Source organism: Lysinibacillus sp. LK3 (assembly GCF_001043675.1).
Taxonomy (GTDB): Bacteria; Bacillota; Bacilli; order Bacillales_A; family Planococcaceae; genus Lysinibacillus; species Lysinibacillus capsici.
Map to the genome: position 1 here is coordinate 170,327 of NZ_LDUJ01000007.1, position 18,636 is coordinate 188,962.

Here is an 18,636-nt window from a genome sequence, read left to right on the forward strand (position 1 = left end):
TAACGTATCACTCCTTTATTTTTTAGCGTTCACTAGCTCTTGCTGTAGCTCATATAAAATATTCATTGCCTGCATCGGTGAAGTACCTAGAATATTGACCTTTTCTAATTTCTTTAGCACCTTTGTCTCGGCTGGGGAAATCGGTTCGTCCTCTGTAAATAAAGACATCTGTACTGGTTGTTCAGCTATCACCTGTGTTTCGGCAACTACTTCTTTCCCTGCCTCAAAGTTCTCAAGTAATACACGTGCTCTAGCTAAAATTTCCTCAGGTAATTGAGCAAGCTGTGCCACATGTATACCATAGGATTTATCAGCCGCTCCTTTTTTCACCTTATGCAGGAAAACGACCGTACCATTTTTTTCAGTGGCTGAAACATGCACATTTTGTAAGCGTGGTAAATCCTTTTCAAGTGCTGTCAATTCATGATAGTGCGTAGAAAATAACGTATTGGCTCCTATTTTGTCATGTATATATTCCATCATCGATTGTGCCAAGCTCATACCATCATAGGTCGATGTTCCACGTCCAATTTCATCAAATAGCATTAAGCTATTTTTTGTTGCATGCATAATAGCATGTTGCGATTCAAGCATCTCCACCATAAATGTAGATTGTCCTGCCGCTAAATCATCAGCCGCCCCAATCCGAGTAAAAATTTGATCGGTAATTGGTAGCTTCGCTTTTTCAGCAGGTACATAGCAGCCCATTTGAGCCATAACAACAATTAATGCTACTTGACGCATATAAGTACTTTTACCAGACATATTCGGCCCTGTAATAAGCATCATATTGTTCTGCTCTTCTAGCACACAATCGTTTGGTACATACATTTGCTTGTTCAGCATTTTTTCAACGACAGGATGGCGTCCTTCTATAATTTTAAGGGCACGTCCACCGTGAAATTCTGGTTTCGTAAATCGATATTTTTCTGAGACGCTTGCAAAGCTTAATAAGACATCCAATTCACTAATGTTTGCTGCTAGTGCTTGGACACGCGGAATATAAGTTTTTAATACATCACGAATTTCTACAAACAGGTTGTACTCTAATGTTAAGCTTTCTTCTTCAGCATTTAAAATCAATGCTTCTTTTTCTTTTAGTTCCTGTGTAATATAGCGTTCCGCATTCGCCAGTGTTTGTTTTCGCTCATAGCGTGTTAAATCTGCTAAATGAATATTTGATTTTGTAATTTCTATATAGTAACCAAAAATGCGATTATAGCCTATTTTTAAATTTTTAATACCCGTTTTCACACGCTCTTCTTGTTCAAGTTGGGCAATCCAATCCTTACCATTACGAGCGGCATAGCGAAGTTCGTCTAAGCGTTCATTATAGCCGTCACGGATAACATCCCCTTCTTTAATGGTAATAGGGGGATTATCTGTAATCGCTTTTGCTAATAATGCCTCGACATCTGAGCATGTATCAAGTTCCGCACCTAATTGCTGTAATGTTTCTTTATTTGACCCCATCAACTGTTGCTGAATAGTCGGCACTTGGCGTAAAGAATCACGCAATTGGGCTAAATCTCGTCCACCCACATTGCCAAAAGCAACACGACCAGCCAAACGCTCTAAATCATATACTTGTTTTAAGGATGCTTGAAGCTCTGTTCGTACAAAATATTCTTCCAATAAATCCGTAACAATCGCTAGTCTAGCCTCGATTGCTGAACGTGTGGCAAGCGGTTGGTGTAGCCATTGCTTTAATTTCCGTCCACCCATCGCTGTCACGGTGTCATCTAATAGCCATAAGAGTGTACCTTTTTGATCGCCACCACGAATCGATTGAATCAGCTCTAAATTGCGCTTTGAGCTAGAATCAATGCGTAAATAATTTTTAATTTCATTAAACGTGAATGCCTGAATATGTGATAAAGATCTCATTTGTGTTTGGTCAATATAAGCTAACAATCGAAGACACGCAATTTGTAACGGTTTTGGTACAGCTTCTAGATAACTTGCTGCTTTGTCCATTGGCATTTCATTCACTTCAATTGAAAGTACGATCCCAGCATTGACGGCATGCTCTGCTAATAATAGCTGCAAACTATCCGTGACAATCAGTTCTCGAATTCCGTAAGCCTGCATTTGCATTAATAAGGCTTTTCCATCGCCTTCAATAGAAGACGCTACGGCTTCACCTGTGGATAAATCTAAATAAGCATAGCCAAATGTTGTGTCATCTAATTGCTCTGCCGCTCCAATAAAATGATTAGATTTACCATCAAGAGCCTTTCCTTCCATAATTGTTCCTGGTGTGATAAGCTGAACAACTTCACGTTTGACCACACCTTTTGCTTGCTTTGGATCTTCTGTTTGTTCACAAATAGCCACTTTATAGCCTTTTTGCACAAGTGTTTCAATATAATTTTTAGCCGAATGATGCGGCACACCGCACATTGGTATTCGCTCTTTTGCGCCTGCATCTCGGCTTGTTAATGTAATTTCTAAAATTTGTGAGGCATTGATTGCGTCCTCAAAAAACATTTCATAAAAGTCACCTAATCTAAAAAATAAAAAGGCATCTTTGTAATCTTCCTTTACCTGTAGATACTGTTGCATCATTGGTGTATATGTTGTCATATCACTATTTACCTCGCTCTTGCCTTATAGATATATTTATTATAACAAAAGATACATGCGAAACGCTTTATTCACCTTTTTTAAGATGCTAGCATTTCGCATGTATCAAAAAATGATGTTTTTTAGACTTATCTTGGTCGTTCATCAGGAAACGATGAAGACTCTAACACATACCTGCCTTCTCCTTCAGGACTTGAAGAGGAGCTAGAACTAGAGCTTGATGAGGATGAAGATGAACTTTCATCATTAAGGCTCCAATCTTCTTCATAGTCTAGTGGATGGACACTAATACAAATTGTTGTTTCACCCATTACCTCAACAACTACTTCACGTTCCACTACAATTTCAAACTTTGTACCACATGGAGAGATAATCGCTTCAATACAATTTGGTTCTTGTATCACACGTACACGAACATCATCACCAACGCTAATTTCACCGTCTCGATAGTGAAGCTTCACTTTGTCTTTATAGTGAATCGTTTCAGAAAACACAGCTGTTTTCGAATGATTACTATAGGCATACCAAACATTGACATCAAATTTCCCTGTTACTTCTACAAATTTCCCGACTCTTTTTGCAGAGCAAGTGTGATTGATTACCCAGCACCCTAAAATACTTGTCGGTTTATTTGTTGGTGATAATGTTACACGTTCTTCCGTTCTCTTCTTCCCTTTGGCAACTACTGCTTTCGTCACGATTTGTCGTAAACGTTTCAGCGCAATTCCTCCTTCGACTCTTTTCACTCCATCATATGCAGGTAGCGCCCATTGGGTGAACATATATTTTTAGAGAATGAAATGGATCATTTAAAACTTTTCGATGAGAGGTCTATTATAGCAGCTGAATGCTTCAATAGAAGAAGACGTAAAAAAAGCTCGAATGACAGCATTCGAGCTTTGATTTCTATAATCTGTTAAGAGCAGCTACCTGGTTGACTATTTTCTACGTATGAACCCGTTTCACCACGAAGAACATCGCCACCAGTTGAGCGAATAATTTCATTTGTAACATTATTTGCGATCGTATTTGAAACAAGTTGCAATAAATCATTCACATCGCCTTGTGATTCTTTAAATTGTTGCACAACTGGGATGGCATTAATTTCTTCCTCGATTTTAGCAATTTTATCTTCAATCATTTTTAATGCTTTTTCTTTCCCTAGGTGTTGGAAATTAACCGCTTGTTTTTGTAAGCTTTTTAAGCTTGCAATACGTTCACGTACTTGTTGATTTTCGTTAATTTGCGCTTCTGCCTTTTTGAAAAATTCAACCTCTGGCGTATTTGCAATCATATGTGCAATTTCATGTGATTTTTTAATTAAATCTTCTTTTGTATATAAGACTTGTGTCATTTATGCTTCCACCTTTTCATTTTTTACGACTTCCACAAATTCACCAGTAAGTGAATAGGATGTAGTCTCTGTTATTTTTACTTTCACTAATTGACCAATTACTTCTGCTGGTGCTTTGAAGTTAACTAAACGATTTTTCCTCGTATAGCCCGCTAACACATCGTCGCGTCGTTTACTTGTGCCTTCAACTAATACTTCTACAACCTGACCATTTAAACGCTCTAATGCTTTGCGAGAGTATTCACCCACCACTTCATTTAAACGTTGAAGACGCTCTTTTTTCACCTCTTCAGGTACATTGTCAATCATTTTTGCAGCTGGTGTACCTTCACGCGGCGAATAAATATACGTAAAGGCTGCGTCAAAGCCAACTTCACGGTATAAGGACAATGTTTCCTCAAACTGTTCCTCTGTTTCATTCGGATAGCCAACGATAATATCTGTTGTTAAGGTTACTTCAGGTATTGCCGCTTTAATTCTATCCACTAAACCAAGGAAATGCTCGCGTGTGTATTTACGCGCCATAATTTTTAGCACGTCATTCGAGCCCGATTGTACTGGTAAATGGATATGCTCCACTAAGTTGCCACGCTTTGCAAGAACTTCGATTAAATGGTCATCAAAGTCACGTGGATGACTCGTTGTAAATCGAATCCGAGGAATATCGATCTTTCTTAATTCATCCATTAAATCGCCAAGACGATAATCAATATCCTCAAAATCTTTACCGTAAGCGTTGACATTTTGCCCCAATAACATAATCTCTTTGTAGCCCGCTGCCGCTAGCTCACGAACTTCAGCAATGATTTCCTCTGGTCGGCGACTGCGCTCTTTACCACGTGTATATGGAACGATACAATACGTACAGAATTTATCGCAACCATACATAATATTAACCCAAGCCTTAATGGAGCCAAGACGTTTCTTCGGCAGATTTTCAATGACATCGCCTTCTTTAGACCAAACCTCTATGACCATTTCTTTTGACATGTAGGCTTCTTTTAAAATGTTTGGCAGACGGTGAATATTGTGTGTACCAAACACCATATCAACATGTGGGTAGCTTCTTAAAATTTTATTAACCACAGATTCCTCTTGCGACATACAGCCACAAACCCCTATTAGCATCTCAGGGTTTTTTCGTTTATATTTCAGCAGGAAACCAAGTTCTCCAAATACTTTGTTTTCTGCATTTTCACGAATAGCACATGTATTTAGCAAGACAACGTCAGCCTCTTCAATCACCTCTGTTGGTGTGTAGCCTAGCTGCATAAAAATCCCGGCCATTACTTCTGTGTCATGCTCATTCATTTGGCAGCCATAAGTACGAATATAGAAGGTGCGATCTTTGCCCATTCCTGCGAACTCTTCTGCAATGCTAAAATCCTTATGATACTTCACATCTTCTTTCCCACGTTTTTTAGCATCTTTTAAGGATGGAGCTGTAAAGACCCTCTCAAAATATTTACTATAATCCTTTTCAGGCTTGTCTTCTTTTTTTGGTTGATTGACTTGTTGATTAGCTAAGCGTTGTTCCTCATTCATCGCAATCAGGTAACTCCTTTCAAACGAAATCCATGCACTTGAATTCCCATTTTATTATTATACTGAATAGTTGATACTTCCTACAAGGTTTGCGCCTCAAATGTCGAGGTTTCGACTTAATTATATGAAGATAGGCGTAATTATCCATCAGCTCTGGCGTTCTATCCTGAAAGTTTTAATGTCCTATCCATCAGTTCACATTTGCTAACTATTGCTCTTATTAAAATACTTGCTGTATTTTACCTGTAAATATGAATGATACAATTTCAGCTTTATCCAACGCTTGATATTCATATCTTCTTTATATAGTAATGCATCCGTGTATTGCCCTTCTTTCATTAATTGCTTTGCTTCTATTTTTAATTTTTCATTCTTCATGTATTTAAATAGTGTTTTTGAAGGAAGTAATGACCATACATGCTTCGTCTGGACATATGTTCGTTCATGATTAACCTGGTATAAATAATCATCCACCACATATTGCATTAAATTATACCCGCTTGCGGTCACATAGTAGCTTGAAGCCCCTGCTCGCAAATTCATTTCAAATAGCTTGTATTTACCGTCCCTTGCATCATATTTCATATCAAAATTAGCAAAGCCCGTATAGCCGATGTCCTCTAAAAAATGCCGAATGGATTCCATTAGCTGTTCATCATAATCGATCATAACAGCTAAAGAAATACCTTTGTTTTGTGGAGATGGATCTTCGAGTAGCTTGTTGCTAAGACACATTAATTTTACTTTTCGATCTCTTCCTACATATACATCTAGAACACGGATATAGGAATCGTCGCCTGGAATAAATTCTTGAACGATTAAGGTGTCTTGATAGCTAGAACGATAAATACAGCGAATAATGTGCTGCATCTCATCTGCATCATGCACTAGATATATTTTTTTCTTTTCAGGAAAGGAACAGTTCGTATAGGCAACGGTATTGGAGGGTTTAATAATAATGGGATACTGGATTGGAATTTCTCTATTTGGATGATGTTCCTTTGTTATAATGATGGTTTTGGGGTATTTTAACTGATATTTATCACAAAGCCTGTAGAACTTCTCCTTTGTTTGCACCCTATTTAGTAAAGCCTGATCAATGTAAGGTAAAATAAAGTACTTTTCAAGCTGCTCTTTATTTTCAATGATAAGCTCTGCATAGTAGCAGTCACAAACTAATAAAATCAATTTCTTTTGTTGGCACTGCATGGCCAATCCCACTAGCGCTTGTACAAAACGGGTAGGATCATCTAAATGTTCAACGTATTGAAAATCCAGAATACCGCTATTCTGCGTGGCAATTCCCTGTGAGCCTTTCAAAAGGAGTGAGCGCATCGTCCTCCCTTTTTTTGCTGGCTCAATGACAAGACTTTTCATGCGGTAGGCTGCATAAAATGAGCGTGCTACCCCGTACGCATGCTGACCCGATTGTATAATAATAGGTAAAAAGGGTTGTTCTTTAATAGATGTCAATCTGAATCGCCTCACATTATAAAAATGAATTTAATCATTTGTATGCGAGTAAAATTGTACTTATGTAATACGAATAAAAGGCACTACATTGAAGCTTTAGTGCCCTTTACTCAACCTATAACGTCATCATTTTTTTCACTCTCTGTTCAAAGGAGGCAATAGCTTGAACGCCATAACCCTTTAGCAGCTCTGTATTGGCAAATGTATATTTACCTAAATCATCTGGGAAATGTGCATCAGAGGATACAGTAAAAGCAACTCCATGCTCAAGTAAGGTTTGTAAAAAACGAGGACCCGGGCACATTTCCTGTACAGGGTAACGATAATACAGCCCGGCATTGATTTCAGTGGCGGTTTCAGTAGACGTTAGTGCCTTTGCAATACGTTTATACCAAACTTCAAGAAACGCACGATCCTCCACCTGATAATTAAATACTTTAAAATTATCTAAATGGGCAACAAAATCAAACATATTGGAAAGAATCATTTTCTCTACTACTTTAAAAAAACGCTCATAATTTTGTTGTAAAGAGGGTTGATCCATTTGCTCAAAAAGATACTTTGTTTGTGGATTATCAAAGCCCCACCCATCAACAAAATGAACAGAACCAATTACATAATCCCAAGGATAACCTGCTAGCAAAGCAGTTAATTCCTCCTCACCACCAACAAAATAATCTGCCTCTATACCAAGTCTCAGTGTAATGCCATGTTGACGCCATTTTTCCTTTGCCTGCTGAATGGTCGTCACAAAAGCATCCATATTTTCTGTCATCACACGATCCAGCCAATAGCGCTGAATTTGTCCAATTTTACTTTCATCCAGCCTCATAAATCGCTCAAAATAGGCACGCGTTTCTTGAAAACGATATAAGTGATCGACAATCCCCACCTCACGTAAGCCGAGCTGCTTTGCCTGTTCAAGATATAAATCCAACCATTCCTCACTATAACAGCCATTTTTCACACGCCTTGCTAGACGCTGTAAATGACAAGTTATTTGTTGTTTGGAGCCTTTTTCCGTTTCATCATCCGGATAAAAAAACTCCAGTGCCTGCGATGTACGCTCTAGCCAGCGAAATGAATAAGGTCCCTCTTCTAAATGTACGTGATAATCTATTGTCATCCACTCTTCCCTCCATTACATATCGTCCATTTTTCCTCATAAGCCTGCCATTCTAATGGACAAGTGCTTTCGCAAAGAATTTCTGTACATTCATCAAGATGACAGATTTGAAAAAATGATTTGCCATTAATTTTAGATGCATCGGCTAATAAATAACTCACTTTGCTATGCTTGAGCATTTTCTTTGAAATAAGAGATTCATCCAAATCGTAATCATAAACAATGCCCTCACTCATGCCACCACACGATAAAAAGGCCTTATCAAAATTCATATTATCTAGCATTTCTAACGTCATAGCACCTGCAACAGAAGATTGTTTTGGATTCGCCGTACCTCCTAGTAATATGACCTTGCCTGTCATGCGTCGTTCTTCTATGGCTAAATTAAATTGAATAGCTGCTGCAATTGAATTCGTTACAACTGTTATATCTTCCACAGCTAGTAAAAAATCGGCTATATGTACTGTTGTAGTACCTGTATCTACTGCAATAGTATCGCCGTCGCAAATGCGTTTTGCAGCAATACGAGCAATTTGTCTCTTTGCGTCCTTGTGCATTTGTAGCTTGCGTAAAAATACCGGTTCATTACGTACATTCGTATATTTAATAGCCCCGCCATGAACTCTTGATAATAAATGCTGTTGTTCTAATTCATCAAAGTCTCGGCGAATTGTTTCTGGTGCTACCTGAAGGGCATCGGCAATATTGGCAACAATAATTTTCCCTTCAGAATCTAATTGTTTTAAAATAAATTCAAATCTTTCCAGTTTAGCGTAAGTCATGATAGCGCAATCACATCTTCTTGTGCGACATAACACTTATAGGATTTTCCCATTTCAATCGAATACCCTTGTTGATGCAGTTGTTCCATTGTAAACGCCATTTCTCCTTCAAACGTAGTACGAATAATATTGCCGCTCATTAATGATTGTTTGGCAACCCCAAAGAGACATAAGTCCCCATCTCGTTGATCGAGATGTAACGCCTCAGGTCGTATAGCAAATTTCGTGGCTTGCTCTATTAAAGATGCTCCAAGCATTTTTTCTAAAGTTTGGCGTGGAAAAACATTATAATGACCGATAAAATTAGCAATAAATTCATTATTTGGTTTCGTATAGATTTCCGTTGGCGTACCATTTTGGGCAATGCTGCCATTATTCATGACAAATATTCTATCCGAAACAGCCATTGCCTCTTCCTGATCATGAGTAACTAGAATCATTGTCATATTTAATTTTCGCTGAATTGCTCGTAAATCTACTTGAAGTTTTTTGCGAATTTGAGCATCGAGCGCACTAAGCGGCTCATCTAATAACAGTACTTTAGGTCGGACAATTAATGCACGGGCTAGAGCAACACGCTGCTGTTGACCTCCCGATAATTCTTTCGGGTACGCATTAGCTTTCTCACTTAGATGAACAAGCGCTAGCATTTCATGAACACGCTGCTCTATATCTGCCGTATTAACTTTTTGCATACGCAAACCAAAAGCAACATTTTCGAGCACAGTCATATTAGGAAAAAGTGCATAGGATTGAAAGACCATACCCACTTGACGATCCTTCGGTTGTACGCCACTCATATTTTTTCCTTCAATCAAAATCTTACCTGCCGATGCATCTGTTAAGCCTGCAACAATACGCAAAATCGTACTCTTTCCACAACCACTAGGACCTAATAGTGTGATAAATTCTCCTTTTTGAATTTCCATATGAATATTGGTTAAGACAGATACTTGTCCATATTTTTTATGAAGCCCTTCAATAACAAGATAATTCATAGATTTGTAGCACCTTTCGATCGTTTCGTTACGATAGCAATGACGAATGTTAAAAGACCCATTAGCACGAGATAGATGAAAACAACAGCACTAGCAATATGTCCACTTGTGCTAAGCTTTTTCATTAAATAAATTTGAACGGTTTCAAAGCGAGAACCTACAACAAGATTAATTAAGACAAACTCACCAAATAAGACAGAGAAGGATAACAATGCCCCTGCAAATAAGCCTGGATAAACGGTAGGCAGTAAAATTTTTGTGAATGCCTGCCTTTTGGATGCGCCTAGTAATTGAGCGGCATCAAGTAGCTGCCTCGCATCTATATTTCTTAAACTATTTCGTGTACCTTGATAGATATAAGGAAGAATTCCCACAACATAGGCACCTAAAACAACAAATATCATCGGTATACCTATTTGGCTATAAACGCGTATAAGCCCTACAGCTAAAATGATTCCTGGAAAAGAATACACCATCACCACTGCCATCTGTATCCATTTTTCATATCTTGGAAAGTATAGGACGATGACGAAAATGGCTGGCACAATGACAAGGAGTGCAATGCTAACTGCCCCCCCTGCTAAAAATACTGAACGACCAAATGCCTGAATAAAATCGGTATCCTGAAACAATGTGGAAAGCCATTTTAGTGTGAGTCCTTCTGGCAATATCGTTTTATTCCATTTTGTTGCAAACGCATAGAGCATTGTTGCTAACACAGGTAATAGTAAATATCCCACGAGCAGAAGGAAAAAGAAATCAGCCAAACCACGCTTTTTCATTTTACTTTCCTCCTTGTTTTAGAGATGCTCCACTCACTGATCAGCATGGCCGTTACCATTGTCACTGCTAATATAACTGCAATGGCACTGGCTAGCTCTGGCTGAGCAAAAATATCACCTTTTATTAAGGAGCCTATACGAATCGCCACTAAATTATAATTACTACTTGTTAATGCATAAGCAGAGGCATACGCGCCCATTGCATTGGCGAACAATACACTAAAGGTTCCCACAATTCCTGGGAGCATAACAGGGAGACCAATTTTCATCCAAAACTGCCAGCTAGATGCACCAAGAAGAGCTGCCGCCTCCTTCCACTGTTGCTGAATTCCATCATAAATGGGATATAGAAGCATTAGTGATAATGGCAGCTGAAAGTAAATGTAAATAAGTAACAAACCGCTCCAACTGTATAATGAAAAGGATGTCAACGCCTCAATATCCCATTTGTCAAATAACAATGTAAATAAACCACTATTGCCAAGTAAAACGATAAAAGCAAATGCTAGCGGAATACCTGAAAAATTGGAGGTTAAGTTCGTAAGTATTAAAATCTTCTCCCGTACTGGCTCTGAAAACTTCATCATGGCATAAACTGCAAACAAGGTGATAAGTAACGCAATCATAGCTGAGATAACAGATAAAGTAATACTATTTTTAAAACCTTGAAGAATGTAGTCGTTCGTAAAAATTGATTCATACTGCTTCAGAGTAAAGCCCTCACTATTTTGAAAGCTTGTAATGAGCATATATAGGAGCGGTACTAAGAAAAACAGTAATAGTAATACAAGAAAAGGCGAAAGCCAAGCAATGGATTGCCGCTTCGATATCAACACACTCACTTCTTTCTATAAATGACTTGCGGCTCATGGGGATAATAGCCGCTCCTTATAATAAGAGCGACTACTATTATTTAAACCTCTTTTGCTGTAAACACACCTTCTAACAGGAGTGGTACCATATCTTCAGCAGGCTTGATATTTAATAAATGACAGCACAGTGGTGCAACTTGTAATTGAGAAATAATGCCTTCTTTTATGCCAGCCTTTACAGCATCTGAAATGACAAATAGCGGGACATGACGATCCTCATGTGTGGTACCGCCATGATTACCATCTCTTGTCATGCCATGATCAGCCGTAACGATAACCTCATAGCCCAGCGCCATACACTTTGGAATAAACAAGGATAGTAAAGCATCCATCGCTAAAACTCGATTGCGATATTGAGCAGAATCTGCCGTAAATTTGTGACCATCATCATCAACATTCATTGGATGAATATACAGGAAATCAGGCTGCTTTTGAGCCATTAACCATGCTGCATCGGCAAATACATGACTATCTGGATAATGATCCTCAAAATAGAACATACCATTGTCAATTGGTAAATGTGTATCGAGTTGTAGCCTGTCCTCCATATGATTAAATGGCGCTCTATTATAAAGCTCACTCACCCAATAATAGGCGGAGGCTGCTGTAGTTAAACCATGCTCCTTTGCGATATGAAAGACACTTTGCCCTTTCGATAAACGCACTGTCATATTGCTGGTAACGCCATGTACAATAGGGGGTGTACCTGTTAAAATCGTCTCATACAATGGTCTTGATAAAGAAGGCACCTCTGAGCAAACCTTATAGCGAGCAGCTACCTGACGCTCGACTAAATGGTGCAAGAACCCCATATGTGTGCAGGCTGTGTCAAAGCGCAAGGCATCGATAACAATGAGAACCACTTTGTTATTTTGCATGGATTAACACCTGCTCTTGATAGAGTTGAGGGATTTGCTTTGTTGTATCTTCCCATTTCTTTTGGTCTTTAACAGGTTGTGCATTCGTATACATATCAGCAGGTAATAGTAAATCTTTTACATCCTGTGGTAATTTCACTCCGTCCCGAATTGGACGCGCATAGCCTTTTGCTAAATTTTCTTGACCTGCATCAGATAAAATATATTCACGTGCTAGCATGGCAGCATGTGGGTTTTTGGCATATTTATTAATTACCGTTGCATAACCAGAAGTGACAGATCCCTCCTTAGGTATCACTACATCAAAGCGGTCCTCATCAATTTGATGACGATAACCTAATGCATTAAAGTCCCATAAGATCGCAACATCTATTTCACCTTTTTCTAGGTTTGCTACTGATGGATCTCCCTGTAGACGTCCTTGCTTCGCTAATTCAGCAAAGAAATCTATACCTGGCTGGATGTTGGACTCATCTCCACCAAATGCTATAGCCGCTGCTAAGATGGCAAACTGTGCTTGGTTAGCTGTTAATGCATCCCCAATACTTACTGTGTAATCTCCATTTTTTAGGTCTTCCCATGATGTTGGAGCATTCTTCACATTATTTTTATCTGTCAAAAAAGAAATGGTTCCTGTATAGCCAACAATCCAGTGTCCTTCATCATCTTTAGCCCAATCAGGTATTTCATCCCAATAAGACGTTTTGTATGGTAATGTTAAGCCCTTGTCCTTAGCGATTGGTCCAAAAGCAATCCCGACATCTCCAATATCTGCCGTAGCATCATCCTTCTCTGCTTCAAACTTCGCTAACTCCTCTGCACTCGACATGTCCGTATCCTTGTGTTTGATGCTATATTCGGTCCCGAGTTCCTCCCAGGTTTCTACCCAGTTCGCCCATGTATCTGGCATACCGACAGAATTAACAGTGCCCTCTTCCTTTGCTTTTTCTGTAATGTCCTCAAGCGATAAATCCTTGTTTACCTCATTTGCACTAGATGAACTGTCAGAACAAGCTGCCAACATGGAAATAGTTAATGCACCAATTAGACCTTTTTTCCACAGTTTTTGAATTGCCATGTGTTGGACCCTCCATTTGTTTTGCTTTATTTTTATTTGCTTACAAACGTTATGTTATAAAACAAACATTAAGCAAGTATGGAGGTGTTAAGAATATTTAGTAAAAATTATTGAGGAATTATAAATATCTATGAATTTAATGAATAAATGAAGTAGGCTTGTAAAGCTAGCGGGGGAAGATAAGAAAAATCTAAGTATGTGTACGTTTGCTTTACAGACGTACACATACTTAGATTATGTGGAGAGACCTAAAAAATCAGCATATGTATGCGGCTCATTTTCCTTGAGAATTGTTAAAAATGTAAATGCCAATTGCACAACTGACCACCATCTCATATTGTAGGACATTTCAAAACGAGAGGGCTCTAATGAAAAGACATCTTGAAAAATATCTAACGGTTCTATTTGCTCATCCTTTAAAATGGATAGAAAGCCAAGAAATAACGTATGATCTTTAACCTCAATCAATTTGTCCTCTACAAGAGCATCAATATTTTCAGGGTGTTGAAAATTACATTGTGTAGCTACATAACGTTCTAAATCCTGAGCACGCTTTCGGTCTTCACGTTCCTTTTTTTTTGCAATAAAATCAATGACGTTATTCACGTACATCGCCTCTTTTTTTCTTTTATTGTAGCATTTTTTTAAAGAATATTGCCTGCACCGCCCCCTACAATTTTTACATGAAACCTTTAATTGTGCTTTTACTTGCGGTTGATCGCTAAATACTAGCGAATCCAATAAAAAAAAGACATCTTATAATTAAGACGTCGCAATGGTGATTATCACTTTTCCTCCTCCCGTTATGGAATCATTAGCCAACGTTAGTGTTCCACCATGTTTTTGAATGATGGACTCGACAATATAAAGACCCATGCCATGATGATTTGCTGTATTTCTACTTGGATCTCCCCGATAAAATTGCTTTGTGGCTTCCTTTACATCTTGCGGTGAAAAACCAGCACCACTATCTATCACAGTAAAATGAATAACATCTGCCTCTCCCTGAACAGATAATGTGACTTTGCTATTATATGGCGTGTGCTCTATAGCATTGACAATCAAATTTAATAAAGCCCGATAAAAAAGCTCCTCCTCTATCATAAAGACATCAGGCAGTTTATCCTTTTCTACACTAACTTCAATATTTTTTTCTAAAGCAAGTGCCTTCATTTGCTGTTCTAGCTGTTGAATAAATGAAGCCATCTCTACAGTTGTTTTTACACCACCAACACTTTGCTCCATATTGGAAATATCTAATAATTGCTTTGTGAATTTTTCAATTTCTAGTGTATTTTTTAATATATAAGTGTTGTATTCTTTTTGTACTTCATCTTGAACAGTATCCAATAAAAGTTCCGCATTTCCTCGAATAATCGTAAGAGGTGTTTTCAAATCATGGGCAAGGGCAGAAATTTGTTCTCTGCGTGCGCGCTCTGCTTGCCATTGTTGTGTCAATGAAGTATTTAATGCTTCCTTCATCTGCTCAAAAGAAAGTGCAATATCATCAATTTCTCGAATCCCAGATGGTTTTAAATGAAAATCTAAATTTTGATGTTGGATTTTTTCAATGGCTTCTTGTAAGCCCATCATTTTTCGTTTAAGTCTTCTGCCGAAATGCACAGCAAGCACCGTTGCCTGTACGATAACGCCCATAATAAACAATAGTAAAACCGTTAATTGAGGATTAGGTAAATATTTTCTCATAACAGGTGTGCGATACTCAGGGACTAAACCATAGCGTAAAATGCACACTTCCTGTTCTCGCTCAACGAACGCATAAAATCGAGCATTACTTTTCGTCTCTCCCCTCTGCTTTAAACGCCATGCATGGGAAGCCTCTTTTTCTGTTAAAGTACCAGAAAGAAATTCACCCTTATTAGAAATCACTGCGTAGTCTACAAGATCAGGGATCATCTCGTCCGTTACCGAGCTGCTTGTAGCAATTCTGTCTTTTGCTAAAGTGATTTGTGTCTCTGCATAATTTGCAGGTAAAATAATATTAGCTGAAAAGGCAAACATAAATAGACCGATTAATAGTGCCACTAATAAAATGATACCTAAGCAAAGAAAGAATAAATATCTCAGGAAAAATGTATGAAGATGTGTTCCTTTCCTCGGTTTTATCGTCTCCATTTATAGCCGATCCCCCAAACCGTATCAATGACTTCTATGTCAAACGCATGTAGCTTTGACCGAATATTTTTGACATGCTCTGTTATCGCTGTACTGTCACTTTTGCCATCAAACCCAAAAATCGTTTCGTATATCTGCTCTTTTGAGAAAACCTGCCCGCGATGACGTGCTAAAAATTCACATATTTCATACTCACTTTTAGTTAGCAGAACGCGCTCATTCTGAACAAACAGTTCTTTACCAGAAAGATTAAAGTGAACTTTATCGCTATAAAGGATGTTCCGCTTCTCTCTGCTTTCCCTTCGGATATGCGCATTCACCCTTGCCCGTAGCTCTCCAATGCCAAACGGTTTAATCAAATAATCATCTGCGCCTAGGCCTAAACCATACATCACATCTTCTTCTAAGGATTTAGCTGTAAGAAAAAGAATAGGACAATCTACAGCATGCCTAATTTGCCCACACAATGTAAAGCCATCCATAATAGGCATCATCACATCAAGCAAAATTAAATCAAAGGAACCTAAATCCATCTTGCCTACTTCTGTCGGTTTAGACACAATGGTTACCAAGTGATCATCTTTATAAAGTGCATTTTTTATCAGCATTAAAATATCCACTTCATCATCCACTACTAATATATTTGCCATAATTCACCCTCTAATTTTCAGATGCTCTACCTTCCCATCTCCAAAACCATAAACAAGACAGCGTAAAAGTCAATAGGATACCCCCTAAGCACGCCATTATGCCCGTCTGGATACTTGTTTCGAGCAATGTTAAATTTGTTCCTGTCGATGATAAAATCCATAAAGAAACAAAATGACCGCTCCATCCATAAGGTAAAAAGGGCCAAATACGATCCCCTAAGCCTGTAAGCAATAGGGCGACCAGCAGAGCTTCTACAATACCTAAACCAATCGAAGCGCCTTTACCAAATTGGAAGCTTACAAACAAATGTAACATATAGAAAATCACATGACTGCCGAATAGAATACAAGCAGCCATACTATAAAATGAATAGCCCAAATCTACTTCATGTAATAGTTCTCTAAAGCCAAAACTAAAAATAGCTATAGATAGAAAGATGGCTCCAATGCTAAACAATAATAATAAGATAAGCTTGCTCATATATGTCTTTATTTTTATGTTTGTTGTAGCTAGCATACCTTGGAAACGACCAGCGTTTGCTTCCTGCTCAGATGCCATAGCACATACTAATCCTATTATAATTGGTAGTCCACAAGCCAGCCCCTGAAAATAGGCAGTTACTTTTCCTTGAAAATTCCATGGCGAATAGGAGTAGTAGGCTAAAAATAGCCCAGAAATAGCAAGGGGGACAAGTATATGTGTCAGCAAAAAAGGTGTTCGTTTTGTTTTAAGGCATTCCACTCTTAATAATCGTAACATGTCCATCCGCTATTTCGCCTCCCTTTTTGTGAACCACTTCGCCGTAAGAAAGCTAATCATCATAAACCAAGCTAATGCTATCAGTAAGCCTGGAAGTATAACGCCTTTATCCAATAAAGGACTACCTTGTGGTACTAATAGACCATTTGGTAATATGCCAAGTGTCGAACATAACAAACGAGGACCAATCGCAAATGGATAGTAATACCACATTTCCCCATCTGCAAAGGCAACAATCCCTACGATATTGGCTACTACATTGAGTAAGATGGTCAAATAGGTACCTAGTTTAGCTGCTAAGAAAAGACATAAAGGTATTTGCCACAAAAACGTCAGGAAAATAACAAAAGTACTTAGTAAACTGCTGGCTATTGGTAAACTATGACCAAATAGCAAGCCTCCAGCCGTGATTCCTCCAAAGAAAATAATCGTAATCAGAAAAAGCCATATGCTTGATGTTACTATTTTTCCTAGCCAAATCCTTTTAAGATCAAGTGGTAAGGCAAGAATACTATGGTATTTTATTTTTTTATCCTTTTCGATCACTAAGGCACAGCAAATCGTCAGTGCACCTGGCAGAAGCATCGTATACCACCAGTTATAAGCTCCTGTTTGAAAATATTCACCTCCCATAAGTACAGCGCTTATAAGTAAGGTTATAAGTGGCGTAAGCCAAAGTAATTTGGGAATAAAAGTTCGCTTCCATTTTAATTGTTCCGCTTTCATAATGGCTATCATGCTAGTAACCCACCTTTCTATTGGTGGCAACAACCTGCATGAATAGTGATTCTAATTCCTGACCTTGCGGTGCTGGTCCCTGATAGCCAAGCTTGCCATCAGCAATAATGCCAATGTCATCCACAACCTGTTCCACCTCTGACAAAATATGACTAGATAAAATCACAGTGATGCCTTGCTCTGGAAATGAGCGAATAAGCTGACGAAGCTCCTGTATACCAATAGGATCAAGTCCATTTGTAGGTTCATCTAAAATTAACAGCTTTGGCTTGTTTAGCAGCGCAATCGCTATACCTAATCGTTGCTTCATTCCTAAGGAAAACTGCCCCGCCCGTTTTTTTCCTGTATTCGTTAAATCTACAATTTTTAATACTTCTTCAATACGACTTTGCGGTAGACCTAATGCTATCGTGCGAACTTGTAAATTTTCCGTTGCTGTTAAATTATCATACAGGGGAGGTGTTTCAATTAACACGCCGATGTCCTGTAAATCATTTCGTGTCCATGTATGTCCATTAAAAATGATATTCCCAGCATCTGGTCGTAACATACCTGTCATCATCTTTAATGTTGTGGATTTCCCCGCTCCGTTTGGTCCAAGTAAACCGTAGACCGTATTACGTTGGACTTCTAACGCTACATTATCCACAATTTTTTGCCCTTTAAACGACTTATTAAGATTTTCTGTCTTTAATATCAAATCTTTCATCATTAGTCATCATCCTTTCGATGACCTTAGTGTAAGAAACAATTATAAGGATTTTATAAGGATTCAATATCAAAATACTCGCGGTAGCTATGCGTTTACCCACGATGGATCACTAAATACTCGCGATTCTTTCATCAAGCATAAAAAAAGCATTTGGAATGACTTCATT

Annotated in this window: 18 protein-coding genes; all 18 read right to left on the bottom strand. The window is 38.3% G+C overall.

The genetic code is table 11. The annotated features are described in order from the left end of the window. Positions 1 to 15: 15 nt before the first annotated feature. Positions 16 to 2,586 (bottom strand): DNA mismatch repair protein MutS, encoded by a 2,571-nt coding sequence (mutS, locus tag VK91_RS05275; protein WP_048391448.1) that lies wholly within the window; start codon positions 2,584 to 2,586, stop codon positions 16 to 18. Positions 2,587 to 2,714: 128 nt separating this feature from the next. After that, the gene (gene cotE, locus VK91_RS05280; protein WP_175400709.1) at positions 2,715 to 3,368 is read right to left on the bottom strand and encodes an outer spore coat protein CotE; all 654 of its coding nucleotides are present in this window, start codon (positions 3,366 to 3,368) and stop codon (positions 2,715 to 2,717) included. 134 nt (positions 3,369 to 3,502) lie between these two features. After that, positions 3,503 to 3,940 carry a RicAFT regulatory complex protein RicA family protein gene (locus VK91_RS05285; RefSeq protein ID WP_048391473.1) on the bottom strand — a complete coding sequence of 146 codons (438 nt, stop codon included), beginning with the start codon at positions 3,938 to 3,940 and terminating at the stop codon, positions 3,503 to 3,505. Beyond that, a complete protein-coding gene (miaB, locus tag VK91_RS05290) occupies positions 3,941 to 5,485 on the bottom strand; it encodes a tRNA (N6-isopentenyl adenosine(37)-C2)-methylthiotransferase MiaB (RefSeq protein ID WP_048391476.1) in 1,545 nt (514 codons plus the stop codon). 204 nt (positions 5,486 to 5,689) lie between these two features. Continuing rightward, complete coding sequence (locus VK91_RS05295; protein ID WP_048391478.1) at positions 5,690 to 6,958, bottom strand: ATP-grasp domain-containing protein; 1,269 nt, start codon at positions 6,956 to 6,958, stop codon at positions 5,690 to 5,692. A 115-nt stretch (positions 6,959 to 7,073) separates the two neighbouring features. Beyond that, a complete protein-coding gene (locus VK91_RS05300) occupies positions 7,074 to 8,084 on the bottom strand; it encodes a histidinol phosphate phosphatase domain-containing protein (protein WP_048391480.1) in 1,011 nt (336 codons plus the stop codon). Beyond that, complete coding sequence (locus VK91_RS05305) at positions 8,081 to 8,866, bottom strand: DeoR/GlpR family DNA-binding transcription regulator (RefSeq protein ID WP_048391482.1); 786 nt, start codon at positions 8,864 to 8,866, stop codon at positions 8,081 to 8,083. Before VK91_RS05305 ends, VK91_RS05300 begins: the two co-directional genes overlap by 4 nt. Next, positions 8,863 to 9,864: an ABC transporter ATP-binding protein gene (locus VK91_RS05310; protein ID WP_048391484.1), complete on the bottom strand. Its 1,002-nt coding sequence runs from the start codon at positions 9,862 to 9,864 to the stop codon at positions 8,863 to 8,865. The genes VK91_RS05305 and VK91_RS05310 overlap by 4 nt, the downstream gene beginning before the upstream one ends. Then, a complete protein-coding gene (locus tag VK91_RS05315) occupies positions 9,861 to 10,646 on the bottom strand; it encodes an ABC transporter permease (RefSeq protein WP_048391486.1) in 786 nt (261 codons plus the stop codon). Before VK91_RS05315 ends, VK91_RS05310 begins: the two co-directional genes overlap by 4 nt. After that, complete coding sequence (locus tag VK91_RS05320) at positions 10,643 to 11,488, bottom strand: ABC transporter permease subunit (protein WP_181574653.1); 846 nt, start codon at positions 11,486 to 11,488, stop codon at positions 10,643 to 10,645. The genes VK91_RS05315 and VK91_RS05320 overlap by 4 nt, the downstream gene beginning before the upstream one ends. A gap of 71 nt (positions 11,489 to 11,559) precedes the next feature. Next, on the bottom strand, positions 11,560 to 12,396 hold the full coding sequence (locus VK91_RS05325; RefSeq protein WP_048391489.1) for an alkaline phosphatase family protein: 837 nt from the start codon (positions 12,394 to 12,396) through the stop codon (positions 11,560 to 11,562). Then, a complete protein-coding gene (locus VK91_RS05330) occupies positions 12,386 to 13,474 on the bottom strand; it encodes an ABC transporter substrate-binding protein (protein WP_048391491.1) in 1,089 nt (362 codons plus the stop codon). Before VK91_RS05330 ends, VK91_RS05325 begins: the two co-directional genes overlap by 11 nt. 234 nt (positions 13,475 to 13,708) lie before the next feature. Beyond that, positions 13,709 to 14,086 (bottom strand): ELKS/Rab6-interacting/CAST family protein, encoded by a 378-nt coding sequence (locus tag VK91_RS05335; protein ID WP_231595587.1) that lies wholly within the window; start codon positions 14,084 to 14,086, stop codon positions 13,709 to 13,711. 150 nt (positions 14,087 to 14,236) lie between these two features. Beyond that, positions 14,237 to 15,610: a cell wall metabolism sensor histidine kinase WalK gene (locus VK91_RS05340; RefSeq protein ID WP_048391495.1), complete on the bottom strand. Its 1,374-nt coding sequence runs from the start codon at positions 15,608 to 15,610 to the stop codon at positions 14,237 to 14,239. After that, positions 15,598 to 16,260, bottom strand: a complete 663-nt coding sequence (locus tag VK91_RS05345) for a response regulator transcription factor (RefSeq protein ID WP_048391497.1) — start codon at positions 16,258 to 16,260, stop codon at positions 15,598 to 15,600. The genes VK91_RS05340 and VK91_RS05345 overlap by 13 nt, the downstream gene beginning before the upstream one ends. 10 nt (positions 16,261 to 16,270) lie before the next feature. Further along, positions 16,271 to 17,026: a lantibiotic immunity ABC transporter MutG family permease subunit gene (locus tag VK91_RS05350; protein WP_048391499.1), complete on the bottom strand. Its 756-nt coding sequence runs from the start codon at positions 17,024 to 17,026 to the stop codon at positions 16,271 to 16,273. A 3-nt stretch (positions 17,027 to 17,029) separates the two neighbouring features. After that, positions 17,030 to 17,758: a lantibiotic immunity ABC transporter MutE/EpiE family permease subunit gene (locus VK91_RS05355; protein WP_048391501.1), complete on the bottom strand. Its 729-nt coding sequence runs from the start codon at positions 17,756 to 17,758 to the stop codon at positions 17,030 to 17,032. Between the two features lies 1 nt (position 17,759). Further along, positions 17,760 to 18,467, bottom strand: coding sequence for a lantibiotic protection ABC transporter ATP-binding protein (locus VK91_RS05360; RefSeq protein WP_048391684.1), 708 nt, complete (start codon positions 18,465 to 18,467; stop codon positions 17,760 to 17,762). Between the last annotated feature and the right edge of the window lie 169 nt (positions 18,468 to 18,636).